28 protein-coding genes are annotated in these 25,542 nt (G+C 72.2%); 14 read left to right on the top strand and 14 right to left on the bottom strand.

Features of this window, described 5'->3' with window-relative positions; translation table 11 throughout:
• Positions 1–262 precede the first annotated feature (262 nt).
• A complete protein-coding gene (locus D1369_RS39185; protein WP_007379689.1) occupies positions 263–1,327 on the bottom strand; it encodes a LacI family DNA-binding transcriptional regulator in 1,065 nt (354 codons plus the stop codon).
• 95 nt (positions 1,328–1,422) lie between these two features.
• Here D1369_RS39185 and D1369_RS39180 point away from each other — a divergent pair, with 95 nt between their 5' ends.
• The 3 genes from D1369_RS39180 (at position 1,423) to D1369_RS39170 (ending at position 3,427) form a co-directional block, all read left to right on the top strand.
• On the top strand, positions 1,423–2,253 hold the full coding sequence (locus tag D1369_RS39180) for an aldo/keto reductase (RefSeq protein WP_007379690.1): 831 nt from the start codon (positions 1,423–1,425) through the stop codon (positions 2,251–2,253).
• Between the two features lie 42 nt (positions 2,254–2,295).
• Complete coding sequence (locus D1369_RS39175; RefSeq protein WP_007379691.1) at positions 2,296–2,880, top strand: DNA polymerase ligase N-terminal domain-containing protein; 585 nt, start codon at positions 2,296–2,298, stop codon at positions 2,878–2,880.
• A gap of 112 nt (positions 2,881–2,992) precedes the next feature.
• Positions 2,993–3,427 (top strand): cupin domain-containing protein, encoded by a 435-nt coding sequence (locus tag D1369_RS39170; RefSeq protein ID WP_007379692.1) that lies wholly within the window; start codon positions 2,993–2,995, stop codon positions 3,425–3,427.
• Between the two features lie 9 nt (positions 3,428–3,436).
• Here the strand turns inward: D1369_RS39170 and D1369_RS39165 are convergent, their stop codons facing one another.
• The 6 genes from D1369_RS39165 to D1369_RS39135 form a co-directional block, all read right to left on the bottom strand.
• Positions 3,437–5,782, bottom strand: coding sequence for a SpoIIE family protein phosphatase (locus tag D1369_RS39165; RefSeq protein ID WP_118082988.1), 2,346 nt, complete (start codon positions 5,780–5,782; stop codon positions 3,437–3,439).
• 75 nt (positions 5,783–5,857) lie between these two features.
• Positions 5,858–6,325: a peroxiredoxin gene (locus D1369_RS39160; RefSeq protein WP_007379693.1), complete on the bottom strand. Its 468-nt coding sequence runs from the start codon at positions 6,323–6,325 to the stop codon at positions 5,858–5,860.
• The gene (locus tag D1369_RS39155) at positions 6,322–6,702 is read right to left on the bottom strand and encodes a MauE/DoxX family redox-associated membrane protein (protein ID WP_007379694.1); all 381 of its coding nucleotides are present in this window, start codon (positions 6,700–6,702) and stop codon (positions 6,322–6,324) included. The genes D1369_RS39160 and D1369_RS39155 overlap by 4 nt, the downstream gene beginning before the upstream one ends.
• Before the next feature lie 331 nt (positions 6,703–7,033).
• The gene (locus D1369_RS39145; protein WP_037898763.1) at positions 7,034–7,549 is read right to left on the bottom strand and encodes a MarR family transcriptional regulator; all 516 of its coding nucleotides are present in this window, start codon (positions 7,547–7,549) and stop codon (positions 7,034–7,036) included.
• 45 nt (positions 7,550–7,594) lie between these two features.
• Entirely contained in the window at positions 7,595–8,134 is a 540-nt protein-coding gene (locus tag D1369_RS39140; RefSeq protein WP_050789662.1) for a response regulator, read from the bottom strand.
• A 74-nt stretch (positions 8,135–8,208) separates the two neighbouring features.
• Entirely contained in the window at positions 8,209–8,862 is a 654-nt protein-coding gene (locus D1369_RS39135) for a TetR/AcrR family transcriptional regulator (RefSeq protein ID WP_037898764.1), read from the bottom strand.
• Between the two features lie 470 nt (positions 8,863–9,332).
• Here D1369_RS39135 and D1369_RS39130 point away from each other — a divergent pair, with 470 nt between their 5' ends.
• Together D1369_RS39130 and D1369_RS39125 are read left to right on the top strand one after the other, a co-directional pair.
• Positions 9,333–10,817 carry an MFS transporter gene (locus D1369_RS39130; protein WP_118082986.1) on the top strand — a complete coding sequence of 495 codons (1,485 nt, stop codon included), beginning with the start codon at positions 9,333–9,335 and terminating at the stop codon, positions 10,815–10,817.
• 542 nt (positions 10,818–11,359) lie between these two features.
• Positions 11,360–12,043, top strand: a complete 684-nt coding sequence (locus D1369_RS39125) for a response regulator transcription factor (protein WP_007379700.1) — start codon at positions 11,360–11,362, stop codon at positions 12,041–12,043.
• A 3-nt stretch (positions 12,044–12,046) separates the two neighbouring features.
• On the opposite strand, the gene D1369_RS39120 is transcribed toward D1369_RS39125, so the two are convergent.
• Positions 12,047–12,736, bottom strand: a complete 690-nt coding sequence (locus D1369_RS39120) for a TetR/AcrR family transcriptional regulator (RefSeq protein WP_037898768.1) — start codon at positions 12,734–12,736, stop codon at positions 12,047–12,049.
• Positions 12,737–12,849: 113 nt separating this feature from the next.
• On the opposite strand from D1369_RS39120, the gene D1369_RS39115 reads away from it, so the two are divergent.
• The 4 genes from D1369_RS39115 (at position 12,850) to D1369_RS39100 (ending at position 16,992) form a co-directional block, all read left to right on the top strand.
• Positions 12,850–13,599 (top strand): SDR family oxidoreductase, encoded by a 750-nt coding sequence (locus tag D1369_RS39115; RefSeq protein WP_118082984.1) that lies wholly within the window; start codon positions 12,850–12,852, stop codon positions 13,597–13,599.
• 367 nt (positions 13,600–13,966) lie between these two features.
• On the top strand, positions 13,967–14,947 hold the full coding sequence (gene ligD, locus D1369_RS39110; RefSeq protein ID WP_007379703.1) for a non-homologous end-joining DNA ligase: 981 nt from the start codon (positions 13,967–13,969) through the stop codon (positions 14,945–14,947).
• 131 nt (positions 14,948–15,078) lie between these two features.
• Entirely contained in the window at positions 15,079–15,855 is a 777-nt protein-coding gene (locus tag D1369_RS39105; protein WP_007379704.1) for an NPP1 family protein, read from the top strand.
• Positions 15,856–15,966: 111 nt separating this feature from the next.
• Positions 15,967–16,992, top strand: coding sequence for a questin oxidase family protein (locus D1369_RS39100; protein ID WP_037898770.1), 1,026 nt, complete (start codon positions 15,967–15,969; stop codon positions 16,990–16,992).
• Positions 16,993–17,014: 22 nt separating this feature from the next.
• On the opposite strand, the gene D1369_RS39095 is transcribed toward D1369_RS39100, so the two are convergent.
• A complete protein-coding gene (locus D1369_RS39095) occupies positions 17,015–18,004 on the bottom strand; it encodes a DUF5937 family protein (RefSeq protein ID WP_118082983.1) in 990 nt (329 codons plus the stop codon).
• Positions 18,005–18,114: 110 nt separating this feature from the next.
• On the opposite strand from D1369_RS39095, the gene D1369_RS39090 reads away from it, so the two are divergent.
• The 4 genes from D1369_RS39090 to hemC are packed head-to-tail and all read left to right on the top strand — an operon-like array spanning position 18,115 to position 21,281.
• Positions 18,115–19,314 carry an MFS transporter gene (locus tag D1369_RS39090; protein WP_007379708.1) on the top strand — a complete coding sequence of 400 codons (1,200 nt, stop codon included), beginning with the start codon at positions 18,115–18,117 and terminating at the stop codon, positions 19,312–19,314.
• A gap of 7 nt (positions 19,315–19,321) precedes the next feature.
• Positions 19,322–19,840 carry a hypothetical protein gene (locus D1369_RS39085; RefSeq protein WP_007379709.1) on the top strand — a complete coding sequence of 173 codons (519 nt, stop codon included), beginning with the start codon at positions 19,322–19,324 and terminating at the stop codon, positions 19,838–19,840.
• Positions 19,837–20,304, top strand: a complete 468-nt coding sequence (locus tag D1369_RS39080) for a GNAT family N-acetyltransferase (RefSeq protein WP_007379710.1) — start codon at positions 19,837–19,839, stop codon at positions 20,302–20,304. Before D1369_RS39085 ends, D1369_RS39080 begins: the two co-directional genes overlap by 4 nt.
• A 41-nt stretch (positions 20,305–20,345) precedes the next feature.
• Complete coding sequence (hemC, locus tag D1369_RS39075; protein WP_037898774.1) at positions 20,346–21,281, top strand: hydroxymethylbilane synthase; 936 nt, start codon at positions 20,346–20,348, stop codon at positions 21,279–21,281.
• A 14-nt stretch (positions 21,282–21,295) separates the two neighbouring features.
• Here hemC and D1369_RS39070 read toward each other — a convergent pair whose 3' ends face one another.
• The 4 genes from D1369_RS39070 to D1369_RS39055 form a co-directional block, all read right to left on the bottom strand.
• Positions 21,296–21,811: a hypothetical protein gene (locus D1369_RS39070; RefSeq protein WP_007379712.1), complete on the bottom strand. Its 516-nt coding sequence runs from the start codon at positions 21,809–21,811 to the stop codon at positions 21,296–21,298.
• Between the two features lie 192 nt (positions 21,812–22,003).
• Positions 22,004–22,846 carry an ABC transporter permease gene (locus D1369_RS39065; protein WP_037898775.1) on the bottom strand — a complete coding sequence of 281 codons (843 nt, stop codon included), beginning with the start codon at positions 22,844–22,846 and terminating at the stop codon, positions 22,004–22,006.
• Positions 22,806–23,627: an ATP-binding cassette domain-containing protein gene (locus D1369_RS39060; RefSeq protein WP_007379714.1), complete on the bottom strand. Its 822-nt coding sequence runs from the start codon at positions 23,625–23,627 to the stop codon at positions 22,806–22,808. The genes D1369_RS39065 and D1369_RS39060 overlap by 41 nt, the downstream gene beginning before the upstream one ends.
• A complete protein-coding gene (locus D1369_RS39055) occupies positions 23,624–24,079 on the bottom strand; it encodes a MarR family winged helix-turn-helix transcriptional regulator (protein WP_037898778.1) in 456 nt (151 codons plus the stop codon). Before D1369_RS39055 ends, D1369_RS39060 begins: the two co-directional genes overlap by 4 nt.
• A 233-nt stretch (positions 24,080–24,312) precedes the next feature.
• Here D1369_RS39055 and D1369_RS39050 point away from each other — a divergent pair, with 233 nt between their 5' ends.
• The gene (locus tag D1369_RS39050) at positions 24,313–25,104 is read left to right on the top strand and encodes an RNA polymerase sigma factor SigF (protein ID WP_007379716.1); all 792 of its coding nucleotides are present in this window, start codon (positions 24,313–24,315) and stop codon (positions 25,102–25,104) included.
• Positions 25,105–25,118: 14 nt separating this feature from the next.
• Here D1369_RS39050 and D1369_RS39045 read toward each other — a convergent pair whose 3' ends face one another.
• Positions 25,119–25,451 carry an ANTAR domain-containing protein gene (locus D1369_RS39045; RefSeq protein ID WP_007379717.1) on the bottom strand — a complete coding sequence of 111 codons (333 nt, stop codon included), beginning with the start codon at positions 25,449–25,451 and terminating at the stop codon, positions 25,119–25,121.
• Between the last annotated feature and the right edge of the window lie 91 nt (positions 25,452–25,542).

Genomic DNA, 25,542 nt, shown 5'->3' with positions numbered 1-25,542 from the left:
ATGTGCGGGATGAGCACAGGCGGGCTGCTCGTGGGCGTGGTCGCGCGCCACAGATCTCCCGACCGGGACACGTACCCGTCTCCCACCTGACACGCCGAGGAACTGCCCCCGGGCCCACCCAGCCCGCCTGACGGCGAGTCCGCACGACACGAACCCACCCGGACCGCCCGGGCGGTGTGGCACAGCCAGGACCCCCCCGTGTTGACGGACCGCACCGGTCGCGGCTCACCGTCTCCCCCGCAGCAGCCCGCCCCTCCCGCCCTCACCCCGTCGGCGCTGGACCCACCGAGCCGCGGCCGACCACCGGGCAGGCGAGGCGCCGCACGGTGGGCGGCGGGGTGCGGCCGGTGTCGATGGCGTCGAGGAGGAGACGGGTGGCGGTCTCTCCCATCTCCCGGTGCGGCAGCGCGACGGTGGTGAGGGGCGGGAACAGATGGGCGGCCATGTGCTCCTGGTCGTCGTAGCCCACCACGGACAGTTCGCCGGGCACCGTGATGCCGAGACGTGCCGCGCAGTGCAGGGCGCCCGCCGCGACCCGGTCGTTGTAGCAGAAGATCCCGGTCGGGCGCTGCTCGGCGGGGACACCGTCGAGCAGGCGGGTCGCGCCCTGGTAGCCGCTGGAGATCTCGCCGCCGGTGCGCACCACCCACTCCTTGGGCAGGTTGACGCCCTCCGCGCGCAGGGCGTCCCTGAAGCCACGGAGCCGTTCGACGGAGGCGATGTCCTGCTCCCCGCCGACCAGCGCGATCCTGCGGTGCCCCTGGTCCAGGAGCAACCGGGCCGCCGTACGGCCTCCGGCCCGCTCGGCGGGGACCACGCAGGGCAGGGAGTCGTCCTCGGGCAGGCAGTTGGCGAGGACCGAGTGGGTGCGGTGCAGCCCTTCGGGGACGCGGACGCGGCGCAGGGACATGGCCGCGTAGATGATCCCGTCGACGCGCCGGTCGAGGAGTTCGGCGACGGCCGCGTCCTCCTTGGCGCGGTCGCCGCCGGAGTCGACGGTGAGGACGAGGTGGTCGCTGTCCCAGGCCGTCTCCATGGCGCCGCGCAGCAGCCGGCCGGCGAAGGGCGAGGAGGCGATCTCGTCGGTGACCAGGCCGATCACGGCCGTACGGCGGCTGCGCAGGCCGCGCGCGACGGGGTCGGGGCGGTAGCCGAGCTGGGCGGCCGCCTGCCGGATGCGTTCCTGGGTGGCGGGCGAGAGGTTGCCCTCGGCGCGGCCGTTGAACACGAAGGAGACGGCGGTGTGCGACACGCCGGCGAGCCGGGCGACGTCCCGCGACGTGGGACGCCCGGATCCCGCCGACCGCTTCTCCTCGGTGCCGTCCATGCCGTCCGCCGACCTCGTCCCCGCCCGTCCGGTTGATCATTGCTCACCCTATCCGTGAGGCTGGGGGGACGACACAGTCAAGGGAAGGTCCGCACGTGATCAGCATCCCGACGCATCCGCTCAACGACGGTACGAGGATCCCCGCACTCGGTCTGGGCACCTGGCCGATGGACGACGCCGAGGCGGAGCGGGCCGTCGCCGCCGCCCTGGAGAGCGGCTACCGGCTCGTCGACACGGCGACGAACTACCGCAACGAGACCGGTGTCGGCCGCGGTGTGGCCGCCGCCGGCGTGCCGCGCGAGGAGATCCTCGTGACGACCAAGCTGCCCGGCCGGCATCACGGCTACGAGGAGACCCTGGCCTCCTTCGAGGAGTCCCGCGCCCGTCTCGGGGTGGAGTACGTGGACCTGTATCTGATCCACTGGCCGCTCCCGCGCGTCGACAAGTACGTCGACTCGTGGAAGGCCATGATCAAACTCCGCGAGGACGGCCTCGTACGGTCCATCGGGGTCTCCAACTTCACCCCCTCGCACATCGAGCGGCTGGAGAAGGAGACCGGGGTCCTGCCGTCCGTCAACCAGATCGAGCTGCACCCCTTGCTCCCGCAGGACGAGCTGCGCGCCTTCCACGCCGGCAAGGGCATCGTCACCGAGAGCTGGAGCCCGCTGGGCCGGGGCTCGGACCTCCTGGACGACCCGGCCGTGGCGAGCGCCGCCGAGGCGCACGGGGTCACGCCCGGCCAGGTGATCCTGCGCTGGCACGTCCAGCTCGGCGCCCTGCCCATCCCGAAGTCCGGTGACCCCGAGCGGCAGCGCGCCAACCTCGACGTGTTCGGCTTCGAGCTGAGCGAGGCCGAAATGGCCGCGATCGGCGACCGTGAGCACCGGCGCCTCGGCGGGGACCCTGAGGTGCACGAGGAGTTCTGAACACCCGGAGGGGTACCCGGGAGGCTCCGAAAGGAGCCTCAGGTGAGTGAGCGGCTGAGGGACTACCACGGCAAGCGGGACTTCGGACGGACCCGTGAGCCGGAAGGGCGGCAGGCCCCCAGGGGTGCCGCGCCCCGGTTCGTCGTGCAGATCCACGACGCGAGCACGATGCACTTCGACTTCCGGCTCCAGGTCGGCGACGTGCTGAAGTCCTGGTCGATCCCGAAGGGGCCCTCCGACGTGCCCAAGGACAAACGCCTCGCCGTGCCCACGGAGGACCATCCGCTGGAATACGAGGAATTCGAGGGCGTGATCCCCGAGGGCGAGTACGGCGGCGGCACGGTGATCGTCTGGGACCGCGGCACCTACGAACCCCTGAGCCACGACCGCCAGGGGCGTCCCGTCGACTTCGCCGAGTCGCTGGAGCGCGGGCACGCCACCTTCCGGCTGCACGGGACGAAGCTGCGCGGCCAGTACGCACTCACCCGCTTCCGTGCGGACAACTGGCTGCTGGTGAAGACCGCCGAGGGACGGGCGGCGCGCGGGCACGGCACGCCGGATCCGCGCCGAGCACGCTCGGTCCGGACCGGCCGGACCCTGGCGCAGGTCGCCGCCGAGGAGAACTGAGCGGGAAGATCCGCCGAACACCGCGCCGGCCACCCGTGCGGGCCTCTATGTTCACAACGACGTCCACCGCGACACGTCGTCGCTCACGCTCATGAGCCAGGAGGCCTTCCGTATGCGCATCGCGCTCCGTACCGCCATATCCGGCGCGGTCGTCACCGCCACCGTCTTCGCCGGCGGCGCCGCACAGGCGACCCCGCCCGGCCCCGGCGTGGTCGGCACGCTGATCGCCCAGAAGACGGTGGGCGACACCGACTACGTCCTCAGAGAGATCACCGTCCCGCCGGGCCAGGCGACCGGCTGGCACTACCACGACGGACCCGTCTACGGGTACGTCAAGCAGGGCACCCTCAGTCACTACCACTCCGACTGCGCCAGTGACGGCGTCTACCGGCAGGGCACCGTGGTGCGCGAGCCGGGCGGACCCGGCGACGTCCATCTCGGCCGCAACGAAGGGGACACCCCGCTCGTCCTGGAGGTGCTGTACGTCCTCCCGCACGGCTCGCCGTACTCGGAGGACGTGCCGAACCCCGGCTGCTCCTTCCAGTGAGCGCGGCGATCAGAAGTCAGGCGGTTCCAGGGACTGTTCGGCCCAGATCGTCTTGCCGCTGCCGGTCTGCCTGCTCCCCCAGCGCTGGGTGAGCTGGGCGACCAGCAACAGCCCGCGGCCGCCCTCGTCGAAGACGTGGGCGCGCCGCAGGTGCGGTGAGGTGGAACTGCCGTCGAAGACCTCGCAGATGAGGGTGCGGTCCCGGATCAGGCGCAGCTGGATGGGCGGTTCGCCGTAGCGGATGGCGTTGGTGACCAGTTCACTGACGACGAGTTCGGTGACGAAGGAGGCTTCCTCCAGTCCCCAGGCGGCCAGTTGCTCGGTGGCGGCCTGTCGGGTCGCGGCCACGTGCGCGGGGTCGGGTTCGACGTCCCAGGTGGCGACCCGGTCCGCGCCGAGAGCCCGGGTCCGGGCCAGCAGCAGGGCCACGTCGTCGCCGGGTTCTTCGGGCAGTACGGCCTTCAGGACCGTATCGCACAGGTCATCGAGGGTCTCGGTCCTCGCGGTGAGCGCGCGGCACAGTTCCTCGGTGGCGTGGTCGACGTCGCGGTCCCGGTCCTCGATGAGCCCGTCGGTGTAGAGGGCGACGACGGCTCCCTCGGGCAGTTCGATCTCCGTGGCCTCGAAGGGCAGTCCGCCGACGCCGAGCGGAGGCCCCGCGCTCAGGGGGACGAGGTTCACGGTGCCGTCGGGCAGGACGACGGCGGGCGGCGGGTGGCCGGCGGCGGCCGTGGTGAGGCGGCGCGAGACGGGGTCGTAGACGGCGTAGAGGCAGGTGGCGCCCAGTTCGGCGGCCTCGGCGTCGCGGTCGTCCGAGGCGAGGTGGGTGACCAGGTCGTCGAGGTGGGTGAGGAGCTCGTCGGGCGGCAGGTCGACGTCGGCGAGGGTGCGCACCGCCGTGCACAGGCGGCCCATGGTCGCCGAGGACGGGATGCCGTGTCCGACGACGTCGCCGACGACAAGGGCGACGCGGCTGCCGGAGAGCGGGATGACGTCGAACCAGTCGCCGCCGATGCCGGCGAGCGAGCCGCAGGGCAGATAGCGGTGGGCGACCTCGACCACGGCCTGTCCGGGCAGGCCGCGCGGCAGCAGGCTGTTCTGCAGGGCGAGGGCGGTGGTGCGCTCACGGGCGAAGCGGCGGGCGTTGTCGATGCAGACGGCGGCCCGGCTGGCGAGTTCCTCGCCGAGGACGGCGTCGTCGCCGCCGAAGTCGTCGGGGTGGGCGATACGGACGGCGACCGCGACTCCGAGGGTGGTGCCGCGGGCCCTGAGCGGCACGGCGAGCAGGGAGTGGACGCCCTTGCGGTAGGAGCTGCCGGCCGGGGCGCGGGAGTTGCGCTCGGCGACCCAGCGCATGAAGTCGGGCTCGCCTGCCTGGCTGAGGGCGGCCCGCCCCTCCCGCACCGCCCGCGCGGGTGGGGAGGAGGCGTGGTAGATGTCCTTCTCACCTAGGTGGACGGCGGCCTCCGGGGTGCCCTCGTGGCCGGAGCCGTGGGCGACGCGGCGCAGAGCGATGTCGCCTTCCGGGAGGGTGTGCGGTTCGTCCGCGCCGAGGACCCATTCGAGGAGGTCGACGCTGGCGAAGTCGGCGTAGCGGGGCACGAGAAGCCCGACGAGTTCCTCGGCGGTGCGCACCACGTCGAGAGTGGTGCCGATGGTGGCCGCGGCCTCGTTGAGCAGGAGGAGTCGCTGCCGGGCCCAGTACTGCTCGGTGCTGTCGAACGACGCGATGGCCACTGCGTGGACCTCACCGTCGCCGTCCCGCAGGGGCCACATGTCGGTGGTCCAGGCGTGCTCCCGGTTCAGCGCGGGAGCCCCGGTGAAGCTCTCGTAGCGGACCGGACGGCCGGTGTCGACGACCTGGCGCAGATGGGCAAGCCAGCCGCGATGCGCCGAGTGGTCCTCCACGCTCTCCGGGAAGTGCTGCCCCAGCAGCGCCTCCTGCGGTACGCCCATGATCCGGCAGGCCGTGTCGTTCAGCCGCAGGTAGTGCTGACGCGCGTCGAAGACCGACATGGCCAGGGACGCCTGCTGGAAGGCCTGGCCCGCCAGGGTCGGTTCGGGGCCACCGGGGGCCTCGGCGGTGATCATGTAGCCGGAGCGTTCTCCGTCCTCACCGAGCACGGCACAGGCGGTGAGCAGCAGCGCGACGGACGAGCCGTCGTGGCGGCGCAGCACGACGGTGCCGACCAGATCCGCGACGGCATCGGCCGACGGGACCTCGGTGAGCAGGTCGCGGGCCGGGCGGCCCACGACCTCGTCGGCCGGGTATCCCGTCAGTTGGCGGGCGCCCTCGCTCCAGCCCCGCACCACACCTCGGGTATCGACGATCGCCGCAGCAGAGCCGTGCACCATTTGTTCAGGATCGTTCTTTTGTCCGTCCGCTTCAACCGAAACGGAGGACTGCGGGGCTTCTGTGTCCTGCGGCCGTCACTTTCCGTGTTCGCGCAGAGCGGCGAGGGCGCGGTCGGCGTGGGTGTTCATGCGCAGTTCGCTGCGGACGACCTCCAGCACGGTGCGGTCCTCGGCGATGACGAAGGTGACCCGCTTGGTGGGTGCCAGGGAGAAGCCGCGTTTGACGCCGAACAGCTCGCGTATTTTCCCGTCGGCGTCGGACAGGAGGGGCATGCCGAGGGTGTGGCGTCCGGCGAACTCCTGCTGGCGCTCGACGGTGTCGCCACTGATGCCGACCGGCTGGGCGCCGGCGGCGGCGAACTCGGCGGCCAGATCGCGGAAGTGGCAGGCCTCAGCGGTGCAGCCGGCGGTCAGGGCGGCGGGGTAGAAGAAGAGGACGACCGGGCCGTCGGCGAGCAGCTCGGACAGCTTGCGGTTGGTGCCGGTCTCGTCGGGGAGCTCGAAGTCCTCGACGGTGTCGCCGGTCTCTATCGCCTTGCTCATGCCTGGCCCTCCCCGTTCTTCGCGATGCCGCGTGCCCACAGCACGAGCGGCACCTGCAGCGGCAGCCGTCCGAGGGCGGCCGCCTTCTGCGGTGTCGGGCGGTGGCGCCAGTCGGCGGCCATCTTGACGTTGGCGGGGAACACCCCGACGAAGAAGGCGGCGCTGGCGAGCGCGGCGGTCCGCCGGGTCTTCGGCAGCACCAGACCGGCGGCGAGCGCGAGCTCCACGGCGCCGCTCGCGTAGGTCCAGGTCCTGGGCTTGCCGGGCAGGGCCTTCGGGATGGTCGCGTCGAACGAGCGCGGCGCGGCGAAGTGGGCGACACCCGCGGTGGCCAGCAGACCGGCGAGCAGCAGGGGCGAACGTGGGGACCGTGGCACGGTTCCTCCTTCGGGGGGCTGCCGCGCACATTACTGGACGGTACAGGCACCTCCTTCGGCGGCCTCCGTCGTTACGGGGAGCAGCGGTTGTGGGGGCCCGGGGTGCAGCCGAGGGAGCGGCGGAGGACGTCGACGAAGGCGCTCGCGGAGGACCGGCCGCAGCGGTGGGCCACGCGGGCCGGCCGCACCGGGGCCGGGAGCGCTGGCCGAGACCGCCTCACTGCGGACCGCGCTGGTGCCGTTGATCGTCCTGCCCGCGGCGGGCGGTCTGCTGCTGCGCGGGCTGCGTGAACCCGATCCCGCCGCGCGGCTCGTCCGTGCCGGGTGAGCCTCAGCCGCTGCCGGCCGGCGTCGCCTCCTCGGTCTCGTCCTCGACGGCGTGCGAGAGGAAGTCGTCGACCATACGGTGGAACAGTCCGGCCAGCTGCCGCAGTTCCTGCGGCGACCAGTCCGCCAGGGCCAGCTGCATACCGCGGGCGCCGGCGTCCCGGATGCGTGCGATGGCCTGCCGGCCCGTGTCGGTGAGCTCGATGCGCTGGGCGCGCCGGTCGTCGGGGTCGGGGACCCGGGTGACGTATCCCGACTTCTGCAGTTGCTGGACGGTGCGGGTGACGTGGGAGGCCTCGACCCCGAGCCGGTTGGCCAGCTCCCCCGGACGCATCGGCTCGGTGTCGGCGATCTGCCGCAGGAGGGCCACCGCGGCACGGTCCAGCGGCACCCCGGCCAGGGACATCAGCCGGTCGTGCCGGCGGGCGCGCGTGCTCAGGTAGGTGATGCGGGTGAGTGCCCGCTCGATCTCGATGACTTCCGGGGACGCGGGGACGTCGGGGAGCGGCTGCGAGGGCATACTCCCCAGTTTACCTTCTCGTTGCGTAACTCAAGTAATGTGCGGTCATCCTCTACACGGTCCCCGTCCCGCCCGCGCCCGTACGGTCTCACGCCAGGCCGCTCCGGTCGCGACGGCCTGGCGCCACTGCCGGATCGCCCTGGGCGGCAGGCCGATCGCCGTGCCGCCGCGGACCGGTCCCGCACCCGTGCCGCGCAGCATGAGCTGCACCCTGGTCAGGACGTCGGCCGCGCGGAACGGTCTGGTGACGTAGTCCCGCTCCCCCAGGCCGAGTTCGGGCTCGATCCGGCCCAGGGACTCGTAGTCGATCAGCAGCAGCACCGGCGGTCGGTGGGCCAGGGTCGGCCGTGTGCGGCCCAGTTCGGTCACGTCCGGCAGGGTGGCGTCGACGACCACCAGGTCGAACCGTTCCCGGGTCAGCCGTGCCACACCGTCGACGGCCGCCTTGACGGCGACGATCCGGTAGCCCGCCAACTCCAGGGTGGCGCAGAGCAGTTCGGCGACATCCGAGTCGCCGGCGACGACCAGGAGACGCTGACCGGCACCGCGGGCGAGTGATGGCCGGTCGCTGGAGCTGCCGGGCATGGAGAGGACCGTTCGTGGGGGGACGGTGCGCTCTCCCACTCTATCGTCTCCTTGACTAACGCAAGTAACGGTTCCTAGAGGCCGGTCGGAGTGACCGGAGCCGTCCACATGGCGACCACGACGTCACCGAGGCCGGTGGCGGCGTCGTGCCAGTTCGCGCGGGGTGTCGGGGTGTTCTCGGCCAGGGCCCGTTCGCGGTCGGCGGCCATGTGCACGATCAGATGCCGGGCCATCTCGGACCGCTCGGCGCGGACGTCGGCGGGCAGCTCGGGCAGACAGCGGTTCAGGCCCTCGACGATCTGCCGAAGCGACGGCGAGGACATCGACTCCTCGACCATGATCCGCTGGAGCACCGGGTCGGTCATGACCTGTGCGCAGAACCGGGCGAACCAGGTGGGGCTGCCCAGCGCGGCGAGATGTTCGGGCACGGGCCGGACCAGGCAGTCCACCCAGTCGCGTACGTCCGTGGAGCCGCGGGCCCCGGCCAGCAGCCGGGCGCGGATCTCCTCGACGCGGACGAGGTGCCTGCGGGCGATCGCCCGGACCAGGTCGGCCTTGGTGCCGAAGTGGTAGCCCACCGCGGCGTTGTTGCCCTGCCCCGCGGCCTCGCTGACCTGCCGGTTGGACACCGCCAGGACACCGCGCTCGGCGAAGAGCCGCTCGGCCGCGGTCAGGATCAGCTCCCGGGTCGCGCTCACCTGTTCCTCGCGTACCGTCCTGCCGGCCATGCTCACCACCGCACCGGGACTTCACCGAGCCCTCCGACGGCCAGCCCCTCGAACCGCCTGAGGTCCGCCGGCGGTGCGGCGCTCTCCAGTGCCGAAAGCCTACGCAACCCCACGTCGGGGGCGGGAGTCCGGATCGGGCGAACACCGGACAAGGGGTCGGGGGTCCACGTCGAGCGGCCGTGCGGGAGCCGGCGTCGTCGGCCTGCGGATTTCACCGGACGACCGTGCGGAGCCGGCATCGCCGACCCGCGGCTTTCGGTGGCCCGGCCGACCGGGCCACCCGGCGGGACGCCATCGGCACCGCCCCGGATATGGCGTCCCGCCCAGGTGACGCGGCATGCCGAACCACACGGCCGCACCGGAGCGGAGCACCTTCTCGACCCCACTCGGCACACCAGTAAGCTAAGTCAAGCATCTGACTTAAATTCTGCCGAGTTCCCGGCCCGCTCCCCCGTCCTGGAGGCCCCGTCATGTCCGACACTCCCGCCAGCTCCGCCGACGCGGGTTCCGTGGCCCCGCCACGGCCGAACGCCGTGGTCGCGGTGCTGGCCTTCGCCGGAATCGTCGTCTCGCTGATGCAGACCCTGGTGATCCCGATCGTGCCGGAGCTGCCGAAGCTGCTCGACGCCCCGGCCTCGGACACCGCGTGGGCGGTCACCGCGACCCTGCTCGCGGCAGCGGTCGCCACCCCGGTCGTCGGGCGGCTCGGCGACATGTTCGGCAAGCGCCGGATGCTGCTGGTCAGCGTGGTGATGCTGGTGGTCGGATCGGTGGTCTGCGGACTCAGCGACGCGCTGGTCCCGATGATCGTGGGCCGTGCCCTGCAGGGCCTGTCCTCCGGTGTCATCCCGCTCGGCATCAGCATCATGCGCGATGAACTGCCCGCCGAGCGCCTGGCTGGGGCGACCGCGCTGATGAGCGCCTCCCTCGGCGTCGGCGGCGCCCTGGGTCTGCCGACCGCCGCGCTCATCGCGGACAACTTCGACTGGCACGTCCTGTTCTGGGCCTCGGCGGCGATGGGTGCGGCGGCCCTCGTCCTGGTCCTGGCGTTCGTACCGGAGTCCCGGGTGCGCACCGGCGGCCGCTTCGACGCGGTCGGCGCGGTCGGCATGGCCGCCGGACTGGTCTGCCTGCTGCTGGCCGTCTCCAAGGGCGCCGACTGGGGCTGGAGCAGCGGCACCACCCTCGGCCTGTTCGCCGCGGCCGTGATCATCCTGCTGGCCTGGGGCTCCTTCGAACTGCGCACCGCCCAGCCACTGGTCGACCTGCGGACCACCGCCCGCCGCCAGGTGCTCTTCACCAACCTCGCGTCGATCGCGATCGGCTTCTCGATGTTCGCGATGTCGCTGGTACTGCCGCAGCTGCTCCAGCTGCCCACCCAGACCGGCTACGGCCTGGGCAGGTCGCTGCTGACTGCCGGCCTGGTCATGGCCCCGTCCGGTCTGGTGATGATGGCGCTGGCGCCGGTCTCCGCGGCGGTCTCCAAGGCGAAGGGCCCGAAGGTGACGCTGATGATCGGCGCACTGATCGTGGCCGCGGGCTACGGGCTGAACATCGTGCTGATGTCCGAGGTCTGGCACCTGGTGCTGATCTCCTGTGTGATCGGCGCCGGCATCGGGTTCACGTACGGTTCCATGCCCGCGCTCATCATGGGCGCCGTACCGGCCTCGGAGACCGCGGCCGCGAACAGCCTCAACACCCTGATGCGGTCCATCGGTACGTCGACGGCGAGCGCCCTCGCCGGGGTCGTCCTCGCCCAGATGACCATCGACCTCGGCGGGTACGCCCTGCCGTCCGAGAACGGCTTCAAGACCGTCATGGCGATCGGCGCGGGCGCCGCGCTCCTCGCCTTCGCCATCGCCTCCTTCATCCCGCGCCCGCGCGCGGCGGTCCCGACGGCGCTCCCCGCGCCGGACGCCGCGGAGACCTCGGCAGGGACCGCGTCGGGACACTGACGTCCCCCACTCGACGGCCCCCGCCTGACGACCGGCTGCCCGCGGCCGCCAGGTCCTGCTCAGGGAGCGCCCGGCGGCCGTCAGGTCCTGCCCAGGGAGCGCCCGGCGGCCGCCAGGTCCTGCCCAGGGAGCGCCCGGCGGCCGTCGGGTCCTGCCCAGGGAGCGCCCGGCGGCCGTCGGGTCCTGCCCAGGGAGCGCCCGGCGGCCGTCGGGTCCTGCCCAGGGAGGACCCCGGCCCCGGCACGTACTGCGTTCTCCGTAGGCGCGATGGTCGGCCGTGGTACGACGACGAGCGGACCCGGTTGCGGAGAGACTGGCGCTCCGGACCGCGCTCCCGGGGACACGTGACTCACCCGGCCGGGACGGTCGCGGCGCCGCACCCGGCGGGACTCGGCCACCGTGGCGCCAGGACACGAACGGAGAACGGCGGGTGAGGTCCGCCCCGGCACCGACCTGCCGGAAGCGAGCGGTCACCTCAGGCCGCCGCTCGACCCCGCCACCCCGGAACCCCAGCAACGCCAGAAACGCCAGAAACGGACCCCATGACCATCCGCGTGCTCCTCGCCGACGACCAGGCCCTGCTGCGGGCCACCTTCCGGATCCTCATCGACTCGTGCGACGACATGGAGGTGGTCGCGGAGGCCACCGACGGCGCCGAGGCCGCCGACCTCGCGCGCGTCCACCGCCCCGACGTGATCCTCATGGACATCCGCATGCCGGGAACCGACGGCCTGGCCGCCACCTCCGTGATCTGCGCGGATCCGGAGCTGTCCGACACACGGGTGCTGATCCTGACGACCTTCGAGATCGACGAGTACGTCGCGCAGGCGCTGCGGTCCGGGGCCAGCGGTTTCCTCGGCAAGGACGTGACCGCCGACGCCCTGCTCGCCGGCATCCGGACCGTCGCGGCCGGCGACTCCCTGCTCTCCCCCGGCGCCACCCGCACCCTGATCACCCGGTTCCTGGCGGCCCCGGGACTCGGCACCCGCCTCGCTGCCGCCGACGACCTGACCGGTCTCACCGGCCGGGAACGCGAGGTGATGGCGTGGGTCGCCGAGGGGCACTCCAACGAGAAGATCGCCGAGAAGCTCTTCGTCAGCCCCCTGACCGTGCGCACCCACGTCCACCGTGCGATGACCAAGCTGGGCGCGCGGGACCGCGCCCAACTCGTCGTGATGGCCTATCAGTCGGGTCTGGTGCAGGCGCCGCCGTCCGAGGAACGCTGACCCTCACCTCTCGGAGAGCTTGTCCAGCCACTGCTGCAGCAGGGCCGACTCCGCGGTCGTGAGTGCGGGCGGCAGGTCGGCACGCAGGCGGGCCGCGAGGGTGGCGGCCGCGACCGGCACCGAGTGGTCCTTGCGTGGTAGGTCGGTGTCGGCGGGCCGGGTCACCGCGTCCAGCACCGCGTCGCGCAGCCGCTGCGAGAACGTCGGGTCCGTGTACTGCTCGGGCCTGGTCAGCATCGACAGGGCCGCCCCGACGTTGGCGGACATGATCATCTGCGTCGCCAGCGCGGGTGGCACCGTCAGCCGCCCTTCGGCCGCACAGCGTTCGAGAATGCCGTGCAGCAGGTCGTGCGCCTCCTGGGCCGCTGCCGGGGGCACGGTGAGCTCGGGCGAGTACATCAGGCGGTAGTGGCTGGGGTGCTCCAGCGCGAAGCGTATGTGGTTGTCCCAGCCGCTCTTCAGGTCCTCGACGGGATCCTCGCTCGGCCGCGCCGCCCGCTTGGACGCGAGGTACCGCTCGAATCCCCGGTCGACCACGGCGGCCAGCAGACCGGCCTTGTCACCGAAGAGCCGGTAGAGCATCGGCGCGCCCACCCCGGCCTTCTCGCACACGGCACGCGTGGAGACATCGGCGGCCGACGCACCGGCCAGCAGCTCGGTGGCCGCTTCCAGGATCTTTTCCCTCGCATCCATGCCCCCACCGTACGACATTCGTAGCGCCGATACGACCCATGGTTTACCAACGCTACGATTCGTGTTATCGTCGATACGAAGCTTACGTAGCAGCGCTAACAGAGGATGCGGTCATGACCACTCAGCCCCGGACGGAACAGCGCGTCGCGATCGTCACCGGCGGATCGCGCGGCATCGGACGGCAGATCGCCCAGCGGCTCGCCGCCGACGGGTTCGCGGTCGTCGTCGGCTACGCGGGCAACAAGGAGGCGGCCGATGACGCCGTGCGCGCCATCGAGGAAGCGGGCGGCACCGCCTGCGCCGCCCGCGCGGACGTCGCCGACGAGACCGAGGTCGCCGCCGTGTTCGACCTGGCGGAGGCCACGTACGGCGCTGTCGACGTGGTGGTCCACTCCGCGGGCCGGATGCCACTGGCCCCGATCGCGGAACTCGACCTCGCCGAGCTCGACGCCCTGTACCGCACCAACATCCGCGGCACCTTCGTCGTCGACCAGCAGGCCGCCCGCCGACTGCGGCCGGGCGGCGCGCTCGTCAACCTCTCCAGCTCGGTCGTCGGGCTCGCCTTCCCCGGGTACGGCGCCTACGCGGCCAGCAAGGGCGCGGTCGAGGCCGTGACCCTGATCCTCGCCCGTGAGCTCCGCGGCCGTGACGTCACGGTCAACGCCGTGGCCCCCGGCCCGACGGCGACCGACCTCTTCCTCGACGGCAAGGACGAGGAGACCGTCGCCCGCCTGGCGGCCCAGCCCCCGCTGGAGCGGCTGGGCACGCCCGAGGACATCGCCAACGTCGTGTCGTTCCTGGTGAGCCCCGCCGGTCACTGGGTCAACGGCCAGGTACTGCGGGCCAACGGCGGCATCATCTGACCCCGCCGACCCCGAGTCCGCTCCCCAGCGTCGTTGTCCGAACCGCCGCCCTTCGCTCGGGTCACGGTCCCCGGTGGCGTTCTGCCCTGCTTCCCACCCGGCGGAAGGTTCCTGGGGCGGTCCCGCAGCCACACCGACAGGCGGCCCCACGGCTGGGTGGTCGGCGGCTTGAGGATCTCGACGCCCTGGGCGGTCAGCAGTTCGTGGCGTGCGTCCACGTCGGTGACCCGGAACTCCAGGGTGAAGTTCCCGCTCGCGGAGGCGCTCGTGCACCAGGAGGGCCGAGGAGACCCGCGAGCGCCGCCCGTTCAGGGGAAACCGGAGCGCGGGGCGCGTGGCGACAGCACCGCGCGTCGACAACTCACCCGTGACCCTCCCGCTGATCCCGCCCATGCTCGCCACCCCCGGCACCCTGCCGCCCGCCTCCCAGGACGCGCGCTGGGCCTACGAGACCAAGCAGGACGGCCAGCGGGTGGTGGCCTACCTCGCCGGGGACGGCGACGTGGTGCTGCGCGCCCGGTCCGGAGAGGAGATCACCGGCGCCTATCCCGAACTGCGGTCGCTGGGCGGTGCGCTCGGCGCCACACCCGCGGTGCTCGACGGGGAGATCCTGGCGCTGGACGAACAGGGCCGCGCGGACTTCCAGTTGCTGCAACCGCGCATGCAGTTGGCACACGCCCCCGCCAGAGCTGCCCGCCGGGCGGCCGAGGCGCCCGTCCACCTCGTGCTGTTCGACCTGATGCACCTCGGGCGGCGCTCGCTCCTGACCCTCCCCTACACGCAGCGGCGGGCGCGACTGGACGACCTGGAGCTGTCCGGGCCGCACTGGTCCACGCCCGCCGCCCTCGTCGGTCACGGCGAGCAGGCCCTGCGCGCCACCCGTGAACACGGCCTGGAAGGCCTGGTCTGCAAGCGGCTCGACTCGGTGTACGAACCCGGAGTGCGCTCCCGAGCCTGGATCAAGATCCGCAACATGCGCAGCGAGGACGTCGTCGTGGGCGGCTGGCTCCCCGGCAAGGGCCGGCTCACAGGCCTGCCGGGCGCCGTGCTGGTCGGACAGCGGGGCGGAGGGCGGCTGCGCTACGTCGGCAATGTGGGCACCGGTTGGAGCGAGTCGGAACGGACGGAGCTCGCCTCGCTGTTGGCGGCCGCGGCGACGGATGTGTGCCCTTTCGATCCCGTGCCGCGCGTCCCGGGTGCGCACTGGGTGCTCCCCCGGCTGGTGGGCGAGGTCCGCTACAGCACCCGTACCCGGGCGGGGTTGCTGCGCCAGCCGTCCTGGCTGCGGCTGCGGCCGGATCTCGCGCCGGAGGACTCCTCGGCGGACCTCCCCGACGCACCGTCATGATCCGAGAATTGGGCGGCCCGTAACCGGAACGACGCCTTCGACCTCTTGGCACGGACATGAAAGGTCGGGAAGCTGAACTCCCCAGTAACCTCACAGCCGTTGGGCTGCGCCCGGAACACGAGGAGGACGCAGTGGCGTCACCGTCGTTCAAGAAGCACCGCACGAGGTGGTTCACCGGCCTGGCCGGCGCCGCCGCGCTGGTCCTCGCCTTTCCTTCCGCGGCGTTCGCCGCGCCGCCCAAGGCGCTGCCCGCCAACGCCGAGAGCGCCGAGTACACCTACCAGCCGGCCTTCGACTACGACACCGACGGCTGCTACTCGACGCCCGCCATCGGCCCCGACGGCACCATCAACGGCGGTCTGAAGCCGACGGGTTCGCTCAGCGGCGACTGCCATGACGCCTCGGACCTCGACAACACCAACACGTACTCGCGCTACAAGTGCAACAACGGCTGGTGCGCCTACATGTACGGCCTGTACTTCGAGAAGGACCAGGCGGTGGCCAACAGCAGCATCGGCGGGCACCGCAACGACTGGGAGCACGTCGTGATCTGGGTGCAGAACGGCGCGGTCCAGTACGTGTCGACGTCCAACCACGGCTCGTTCACGGTCAGCGCGGCCTCCGCCGTCCGCTTCGACGGCACGCACGCGAAGATCGTCTACCACAAGGACGGCATCAGCACCCACTGCTTCCGGCTGGCCAACTCCAATGACGAACCGCCGGAGAACGCCAAGGGCACCTGGCAGTACCCGCCGCTGGTCGGCTGGAACGGCTACCCGTCGGGGCTGCGCGACAAGCTGAGCGCGTACGACTTCGGCAGCGCCAACTTCGGTCTCAAGGACGCCAACTTCGCCGCGCACCTCTCGTCGGCGAAGCCGTCGGGGATCTCCTTCGACCCCAACGCCTGACCCGGCAACGCTCCCGGGCGCCGTAGGGCGCGGGACCTAGGACTCCCGGCGCCGCCGGATTCCGTCCCGCGCCCGATCCCCGCCGAACTCCCCCCGCATAGCGTCCTGTGCATGGACACGACCGATACGAGTTACACGAGCGGGCACCTTGAAGAGGCCCTGGACCGCGTCCACGCGTCCGGCCCGGAGCGCGAGGGCTGGCTGAGCAACCACGCCCCCATGGTGGTCGAGGCGCTCACGGCGCACGGGCGGGCCGGTTCGGTGCACCGGTGGCTGGACCTGTACCAGGACAAGCTGGAGGACTTCCCCGACCGCATCGCCCCCGTGACGGACGACAACTGGCCCTCGGCACTGGGTGATCCGCGCCGGATGGCGGACTGGACCGACTATTTCTCCCGCTCCCTCGCCGAGCGCCCCTGGAAGAGCGTCCTCGCCGAGTGGTGGCCGCGCCTGCTGCCCGGCCTGTACGGCGGTGCCACGCACACCGTCATCCGGGTCGGCCACGCCGTCCGCGCCCTGGAGGCCCACGCGAACGCGCCCAGGCTCACCGAACTCGCGCACGCGCTGGGCTACTGGGCGGCACGGCACCAGCCCGTGACCGGGCTCGTGGAGCTGCCGGGTGCGCCGACCGCCGCGGACAGCCTGGAAGTGGTACCGGCCATCGAGCCGGGGCATGTGGGGTTCCGGAACCGTCTGGCCGCCGTACGCCGCCTGCCCGGGTGGGCGCACGACGTCACCGACCCGGACACCGCGAAGGAGCGGCTCACCGAGCTCGTGCGCGCCGCCACTCACCGCTACGCCACCCACGGTCACGGTGAGCCGACCATGCTCGTGCACGCGGCCACGGCCCCCAACGCCGTGCTGCGGACCCTGGACTCCCTGCCCCGCGACCAGTGGGTACCGAGCCTGCACGCGGCGTGGACGGCGTCCGCGGCGGTCACGTCGATGTACGCGCCGCCGGCACCGGTCGCCTACGTCCCTCCCGCGCGCCTCACCGCGGAGGAGGTCGTGGAACGAGCCCTCGCCCACGGCGACGAACACGTCATCAAGCTCACCGACACGGCCCTGGACATCGGCGACGAGCAGGCCCTCGCGGCCGCCCTGCGCTCGGTCGAACTCAGCGAACCGCTCACCTGATCCGGCCCGGGCCGTCGGAGGCTCAGGCGCCCGCCACCACCGCGTCACCGAGCGCTGTCCGCCCGTACAGCACCCGGTGGCCCTGCCGACGCGAGCGGAGCAGGCCCGCCTCGCGCAGGACCGCCAGATGGGCGGAGACGGTCGAGGGGGCGAGGCCGTGCCGGCGGGCCAGGTCGGTCGTCGAGGCCGGGTCCCCGAGCCCCGCCAGGACTGCGGCACGCTGCCGCCCCAGCAGCCGCGCGAGCGCCTCCGACGGGCGCGGCACCACGTCGCCGTGCAGTCCGCCCATGCCGCGCGCCGGATAGATGACCGTCGGCTGCCAGGGCCGGGCGAAGCCGCTCACCACGTCAGGCCACACGAAGACGCTCGGCATGAGCAGCACGCCTCGCCCGTCGGCGCGTTGGGCGTCCCTGAGGTCGCCGCGCACGGGAAGGGTGAGGCTTCCGCCGGCCCAGTCGACGTCCGGGTGCAGACCGGTGAACAACGCGTCGAGCCCGGCGTCCGCCACCTGCCGGGACCGGTGCGCGATGTCGGCCTCCAGCACGGCCCGATGGCGGGCCCAGTCCGGTGCGACCAGCGCCCGCCAGGCCTGCTCGGTGAGGTCGGCGAGGCGCCGCACGGTGGCGGCCGGGTCGTCGAGCGCGGACCGCCCCCGCGCCGACTCGGCGAGCCCCGGCGTGCAGGCGAGCGAACGGGCCATCTCGGTGCGGGCGAGGGCGGGGTCGGTGGCGCGTACGCGGGCCAGCTCGTCCTCGAAGCGGGGGTACGGCTCCTCGGGCGGCGGCCCCAGGAAGTCGGGGGTGTAGCCGCCGACCGGCGGGATGAACAGCCACAGCGGGGACAGGTCGAGCCCGGCCACGGCGGGCGCGGCGCGGCGCAGCCAGGCGCGGTGGTAGCCGTGCCGGGCGGAGCGGCGCAGCATGCGCAGCGCCTCGTGGGTCTGGCACAGCGGGGAGACGGCGAACCGGCACCGTCCGAGGTCATCGGTCCCGAGACGCAGGGTCAGCGGCAAGGCGGCCTCCCGGGGCGGTCGGTGATTCGTCCTGGAACGAAAGAGTAGAGCCGGGCGCGTCGGCGCAGCACGCTTGCCGTTCCTCTTCCCCACCCCGGAAAGGCAGTTGGATGGGCAGCGTACGTCCGGCCCCCTGGCGCAGGGCCGCCGTCGTCGCGGCGCTGATGCTGGCGGCGTTCACCTTCAACACCACCGAGAACCTGCCGGTGGGTCTGCTGTCCCTGATGGCGGACGATCTGCGGGTCTCACTGACTGCGGTGGGCGCGCTGGTCACCGGCTACGGCCTGGCGGTGGCCGTCGCCTCGCTGCCGCTGGCGCACGTCAGCCGGTCCGTGCCGCGCCGGTATCTGATGACCGGTCTGCTCGCGGTGCTCGCGCTGGCCAGCTGGGTCTCGGCGCTCGCCGCCGTGTCGTACGGTCTGCTGCTGGCCGCCCGGGTGGCGACCGCGCTGGCCCAGGCGCTGTTCTGGGCGGTGATGGGGCCGGTCGCGGTCGGCCTGTTCCCGCCCGAACGGCGCGGCCGGATCATCGGGCTGCTGTCGGTGGGCGGTTCGCTGGCCACGGTGGCCGGCGTGCCGGCGGGGACCTGGCTGGGCGGCCACAGCGGCTGGCGGACGCCCTTCGCGGTGCTGGGCGCCCTCGCCGTCGTATCGCTGGTCGCGGTGGCCGTACTGCTGCCGACCTCGCGTCCGCAGGAGGGGCATGCGGCGTACGGGGCCGCCCCGGACCGGCGCCGGTTCGTGGTCGTGCTCGCCACCACCGCGCTCTCGGTGACGGGGGCGTTCACCGGGTTCACCTACGTGGTGGCCTTCCTGGACGAGGTGAGCGGGTTCGGCCAGGACGCGGTGAGCGCCGTGCTCATGGCGTTCGGGGCGGCGGGGCTGGCCGGGGTCACCGTGGCCGGACCGCTGCTGGACCGGTATCCGCGGGCCACGCTGACCGTGCCGGTAGCCGGCCAGGCCGTGGCGCTGGTCGGGCTGTACGCGGCGGGCGGCAGCCAGGTGGCGACCGTCGTGCTGCTCATGCTGCTGGGTGCCTCGGTGGCGCCGGCGTTCATGGCGACGCAGAGCCAGGTGCTGCGGGTCGCCCCGGGCCGTACCGAGACGGCCCTGGCGGCCAACTCGGCGGCGTTCAACGTGGGCGTGGCCGCCGGCGCCCTGCTCGGTGGGGTGCTGCTGCCCCTGACCGGGACACCCGGGACGTTCCTGGCCGGCGGGGTGCTCACGGCGGTGGCGCTGGTGGTGCTGTCCCGGCCGGACACCGTCGTCGCGCGGGAGACGGTGGACGGGCCGGAACCGGGCGTCCGATGATGGCCGGATGGATCTTCACAAGGAACTGCCCGCGGCGGTCGACACCGAGGCGCTGCTCGCCCTCGCCGACACCCATCACGCCCGCCCCGCCCGGCCGTTGGGCCTCCAGGAGGCCGCCGGTCACCTGGTGAAGGTCTACGCGCTGGAGGCGCCCGGCCGTACCGTGTCCGCCCAGGAGGCCGAGGCCGGGCTGCGGATCGCCGCGCGACATCTCGAACTCGGCCCGCTGCGGGGCTCCCTGGGGCTGGCCGTCCTGATCGTGCACGCGGGCGGCGACGGCGACTACGTCCTGGTGCACAGCTGGATCGAGGGCGACATGGCGGACCTGGCGATCTTCGCCGGGCCGGTGGGCGAGCCCGACGCGCTGCGGCCCGGCCGGGCGGGGCTCTCGCCCTGCGTGTGGGAGGCCGCCGTACTCGCGCACGAGCGGGACGCGTACTCCCGGCACGTCCTGGACGGCACCGGGTCGCTCACCGACCGTCTCACGGCCTGGGGTGCGGACACGGTGACGGGCGACGTCCGATGAGCGACGCTCCCCTCGTCCGGCACGCCGAGCGCGCCGATCTCCCCGCGGTCGCCGAACTCGCCGCCCGGCACGCGGAGTACGAGCGGGCGGCACCGCCTCCGGACGACCTGCCTGCCAGACTGGCCGCGCTCCTCTTCGACACCCCCGCACCCCGCCTGCGCTGCCTGGTGGCCGAACTCCCGGACGGCCGCCTCGTCGGCTACGCCACCTGCGCGCCCGAACTCTCCACCTGGGAGGGCCGCGAGTACCTGCACATGGACTGCCTGTTCCTGCTGCCCGGGCACCGCGGTCTCGGACTCGGCGTGCTGCTCATGGACGCCGTGCTCGCCGAGGCCCGTGCGCTGGGGCTCGGCGAGGTGCAGTGGCAGACGCCCACCTGGAACGACGGTGCGATCCGGTTCTACGACCGGTTGGGCGCTCGTGCCGGGCAAAAGGTGCGCTACTCCCTACCCGTTGCCCCCTGAGCGTCAAACACCGAACCTCCGCAGGGTCTATCGTGTCCCGCATGTCCCTCCCGGAACTGATCCGCATCGTCTCCCGTGACTCGCCGATGGCGCTGGCTCAAGTGGAGCGTGTCAGAAGCGAGTTGACAGCCCTGTACCCCGGCGTGCGCACCGAGGTCGTGCCCGTGAGGACGACCGGTGACAAGTGGATGGGCGACCTGTCCAAGGTCGAGGGGAAGGGCGCGTTCACCAAGGAGGTCGACGCCGCGCTGCTGGCCGGCGAGGCCGATCTCGCGGTGCACTGCGTCAAGGACGTGCCCGCCGACCGGCCGCTCCCGGCGGGCACCACGTTCGCCGCGTTCCTGAAGCGGGACGACATCCGCGACGCCCTGATCCACCCGGGCGGCCTGACCCTGGACGAGCTTCCGGAGGGGACCCGTGTCGGCACCTCCTCGGTGCGCCGGGTGGCCCAGCTGGCGGCCACCCACCCGCACCTGGAGTGCGTGCCGTTCCGCGGCAACGCCAACCGGCGGCTGGCGAAGCTGGAGGCGGGTGAGGCGGACGCGCTGCTGCTCGCCGTCGCCGGCCTGGAACGCATCGGCCGCCAGGACGTGATCAGCGAGGTCCTCTCCCCCGAGACGATGATGCCGCCGATCGGCGCGGGCATCCTCGGGCTGCAGTGCCGGGAGGGCGACACCGAGCTGATCGACGCGGTCAGCGCGCTGGGCGACCCGGACACATACCGGGAGGCGACCGCCGAGCGGATGTTCCTGCACGTCCTCCAGGGCCACTGCAACAGCCCGATCGCGGGGTACGCGCGCGTGGACCACGGGGACGAACTGTCCCTGCGGGCCTGTGTCTTCACCCCGGACGGCAAGACCCGGCTGAACGCCCACGAGTGGGCGGGCCGGCTCGATCCGGCCACGCTGGGCACCTCGGTCGCGGTGGCGCTGCTGCGTCAGGGGGCCCGCGAGATCATCGACGGCATCCCGCACTGAACCCTGGCGCGGGATCAGGCAGTGCCCTCTTCGGCCTGGTCCCGCAAGAAGTTGCTGATCTGACAGGCCAGACCCTCACGTCCCACACCCGGATGCGCGGCCCGCTCGTCGAGTCCGATGCCGCCCGCCCACAGTCGGCGGTCGGCCCACTCGTCGTCGACCCGCAACTGGATCTGCACGTCGATCTGGCCGAGGCTCGCCTCCGGTCCCGCCGCGAACAGCACGGCGGTGGCGCGGCGCAGCGGATAGACGTCGAAGCCCTCGATGAACTGCGAGTTGCGCCAGTCGATGAAGGCGCTCTCGCCGTCGGAGCCGATCCGCACGTCGATCTGACCGTCCTCGAGATGGACCGTCGGATGCAGGGCGCCGCGGTTCTCGACGGTCACACGGACGCTGAAATAGGTGAGCCCTTCGGCGGCGTCGTCGCGTCCACGCGGCGGCTCGGCCGCCTCCAGACGGTGGACGCGGACACGCAGACCGGCATGCTCGTCGTACTCCTGCCAGTCCCCGACCACGTTCGGCTCGTACACAGTGCACCTCTTCGACCTCAGAGAGCTGCTTCCTATCTGTGTGCTCAATGCACTGTCAAATGAGCAGAATGCGCTGTGGCCAGGTACTTCACCCCCTTTGATCGCTGATCAAGCCGTGCGCAGGAAGAATCCGCCAAACGGCCGGAAAAACCCTTCCGCGGGCGTGCCGCACATCACGTTCCCCTCGCATGATCAACGGGCCAGCCGGCCGAGGAGCGAGGAGGCCGCGGTGATGCCGAGCACGGCGGCCACGGCGAGTACCGCGAAGTCGAGCGCCAGATGGGCGGGCGTGCCGAGGAGGAGGCCGCGCAGGGCGTCGACTTCGTAGCTGAGCGGGTTGACCTTGCTGACGGCCTGGAGCCAGCCCGGCATGACGGACAGCGGGTACAGGGCGTTGGAGCCGAAGAAGAGCGGCATGGTGATGGCCTGCCCGATGCCCATCAGGCGGTCCCTGCTGAGCACGATGCCGGCGATGGTCATCGAGAGGCAGGAGAAGAACGCCGAGCCGAGGATCACGATCGCGCCGACGCCGAGGAGCCTGAGCGGGTTCCAGGTCAGGGACACGCCGAGCAGGGCGGCGATGACGATGACGACGACGGCCTGGATCAGCGACTTCACTCCGGCCGCAAAGGCCTTCCCGGTGGTCAGTGCCGAGCGCGGGGTGGGCGTGACCAGGAGCTTGTTGAGGATGCCCGCGTCCCGTTCCCAGATGATCTGGATGCCGTAGAAGATCGCGATGAACATCGCCGACTGGGCGATGATGCCGGGCGCCAGGTAGTCGATGTAGGGGATGCCGTGGGTGGGGATCGCCTTGATGCGGGTGAAGGTCTGGCCGAAGATCAGCAGCCACAGGGCGGGCTGGACGGCGCGGGTGTACAGCTCGGTGCGGTCGTGGCGGAGCTTCTGGAGCTCGACGGCGCACATCGCCACGACCCGGGCGGGCAGCAGTCGCCAGCCCGCGCGGGGCTCCGGCGGCTTCAGCAACAGACTGATGTCAGCCGACACGGTTCGCGGTGCGGCGGGTGCTTCGGACATCGCGGAAATCCCCTCCCTCGTCTTCGAGTCCGCTGCCGGCGACGTCACGGAAGACGTCCTCCAGGGTCGGCAGGGTGCCGGTGCCGCGCTGCTCGGCCAGTCCCCGCCTCAGTTCGCCGGGGGTGCCGAGGGCGCGGACGCGGCCGCGGTGCATGAGGCCGACCCGGTCGCAGTACTGGTCGGCCTCGTCCATGTAGTGGGTGGTCACGAGGACGGTCATGCCGGTCGCCTCGCGTACGGCGTTGATGTGCTCCCACACTCCGGTGCGCGCGATCGGGTCGAGGCCGATGGTCGGCTCGTCGAGGATGAGCAGCCGGGGAGCGCTGACCAGGGCCTGGGCCAGCTCCAGTCGGCGGACCATGCCGCCGGAGTAGGTGCCGGCGAGCCGGTCGGCGGCGTCGGTCAGGTCGACGGCGGCCAGGGCCTGGCCGACGCGTTCGGCGCGTTCCTTGCGGGCTACGTCGAAGACGCGGGCGAACAGGGTGACGTTCTCCCGGCCGGTCAGGTTCGCGTCGGCGGACAGCTGCTGGGGGACGTAGCCGAGCAGACGGCGTACGGCCATCGGGTCGCCGGCGGTGTCGCGGCCGAACACGTGGATCATGCCGGCCGGGACGGGGAGCAGGGTGGTGATGCAGCGGATGGCGGTGGTCTTGCCGGCGCCGTTGGGGCCGAGCAGCCCGAAGACCTCGCCCTCCTCGACGGTCAGGTCCAGTCCGGCCACGGCTTTCGTGTCGCCGAAGGCGTAGGTCAGCCCCGTACAGGAAACAGCGTCGGATGTCATGTGTCCTCGGCCTCCTCGTGCAGATTGACGGCGAGCGCGCGCAGGGCGGGGAGCGCGGCGCGCAGGGCTTCCTGATCGGCCGCGTCCAGCCGGGTGACGTGCCGGCTCACGAGCGCGACCCGCCGCTGCTTCCAGTCCGCGAGCCGGGTCTCGGCCTTCTCGGTGAGCAGCAGCCGGGCGGCACGCCGGTCGGCGGGGTCGGTGCCGCGGACCAGGTGCCCCTCCTTGACCAGCTGGTTGACGAGGGTCGAGACGGAGTTGCCGGCCAGGTGCAGCTCCTTGGCGGCCTCGGAGACACCGATGCCGGGCCGTGCCTCGACCAGGCGCAGCAGTTCGACCTCGGCGCCGCGCAGCCGCGGCACGGTCAGTCCGGCGCGCAGTCTGCGCCTGAGCAGCCGCTGGACGCCGACGAGGGCGTCGGCCAGCTCCTCGGGGAAGGTCTCTTCGTCCACACCACCGAGATTACCTCTGCTTAAGAGGTATCTCACTCAAGAGCCGGTCAAACACATTCGTGATGATTGGCGCTTTTGTTTTATTTCACCCGGAAGCGGGAATCCACACAGAGTGCTTCGGACAGGAGGCACGTCCGTGGGAGCCCCGCCAGGGCTCCGGATCTCTCCTGGGCCCGAGTTCGCGTCTCCCACGGTGTCTGTCCACCCAGCACCCGCTCAGGGAGGTGCGCGACATGTCCGTCGCCACCAGAACGAAGCCGCATCCGCATGACGACGCCCCCGACACCAACGCGGCGTTCGAGCGCCTGGCGCAGCTGCCCGACGGTACGGAGCGCAAGGCCCTGCGGGACGAGCTCGTGGAACTGTGGCTGCCCATGGCCGAGCGGATCGCCGTCCGCTTCCGGGGCCGCGGGGAGTCCCTCGAAGACCTCTACCAGGTGGCCGCCCTCGGGCTCGTCAAGGCCGTCGACCACTACGACCCGGCCCGCGGCAGCGCATTCGAGGCGTACGCGGTGCCTACCGTGACCGGCGAGATCAAGCGGCACTTCCGCGACCACATGTGGACGCTGCACGTGCCGCGCCGGGTGCAGGACCTGCGCAACCGGGTCCGGCAGGCCTCGAAGGAGCTGTCGCAGACCCCCGGCCGGGCGCCGACCGTCGCCGAGATCGCCGAGCGGGCGCACCTGACCGAGGACGAGGTGCGCGCCGGTGCGGAGGCGCTGGAGTGCTTCTCGGCGCTGTCGCTGGAGGCGGAGATGCCCGGCACCGACGGCTACGCCCTGGGCGACGCGCTCGGCGTTCCCGACCCCGGCTACGACGTGGTCGTCGACCGTGTGGCCGTCGGCCCCTGCCTCAAAGCCCTGCCCGAGCGCGAGCGGACCATCCTGTACCTGCGCTTCTTCCGGGGCATGACCCAGAGCTGCATAGCCGAGGAACTCGGCATCTCACAGATGCATGTCTCCCGGCTGCTCAGCACGTGCTTCGCCCAGCTGCGCGACGAGGTTCTGGCCGACGCGGCCGACTGAGCCCCCGAGGCGAATCAATCGGGCGGCGCTCCCGGGATCTGCGTCGGGCCGTACCGGTCGAGGGCCTCCTCGAGCTCCACACGGATCTCCGGGGGGATCTCCCCGGACCGTCCCCAGAGAAGGATCAGCTCCGCGACGTAGCGCAGCTTGATGTTCGTGTGCTGGGAGACCTCCTTCAGGACTTCCCAGCCCTCGTCCGGGGTGATCCTGCCGAGCGCGACGACCATGCCGATGGCCTGGTCCACGACCGCGTGGGAGGCGACCGCTTCCTTGAGCTGGCCGATCTCCTCCTGGAGAGCGAAGATCCGGTCCGACTCGTCGGCGGGTTCGTTCGGGACGACTGGCACGTCTCCATCCTGTCACCCGGAGGGGTCCGCGCCACCGGGCGGAGGCGAACGGACCACCGTTTCGGCGTCACCCCCGGGGTACTCGGCAGGC

Origin of the sequence: Streptomyces sp. CC0208, assembly GCF_003443735.1 — a bacterium.
In the GTDB taxonomy this organism is placed as follows: domain Bacteria; phylum Actinomycetota; class Actinomycetes; order Streptomycetales; family Streptomycetaceae; genus Streptomyces; species Streptomyces sviceus.
Note: the sequence above shows the minus strand (reverse complement) of the source record. Positions and strands in the feature narration are given on the sequence as shown.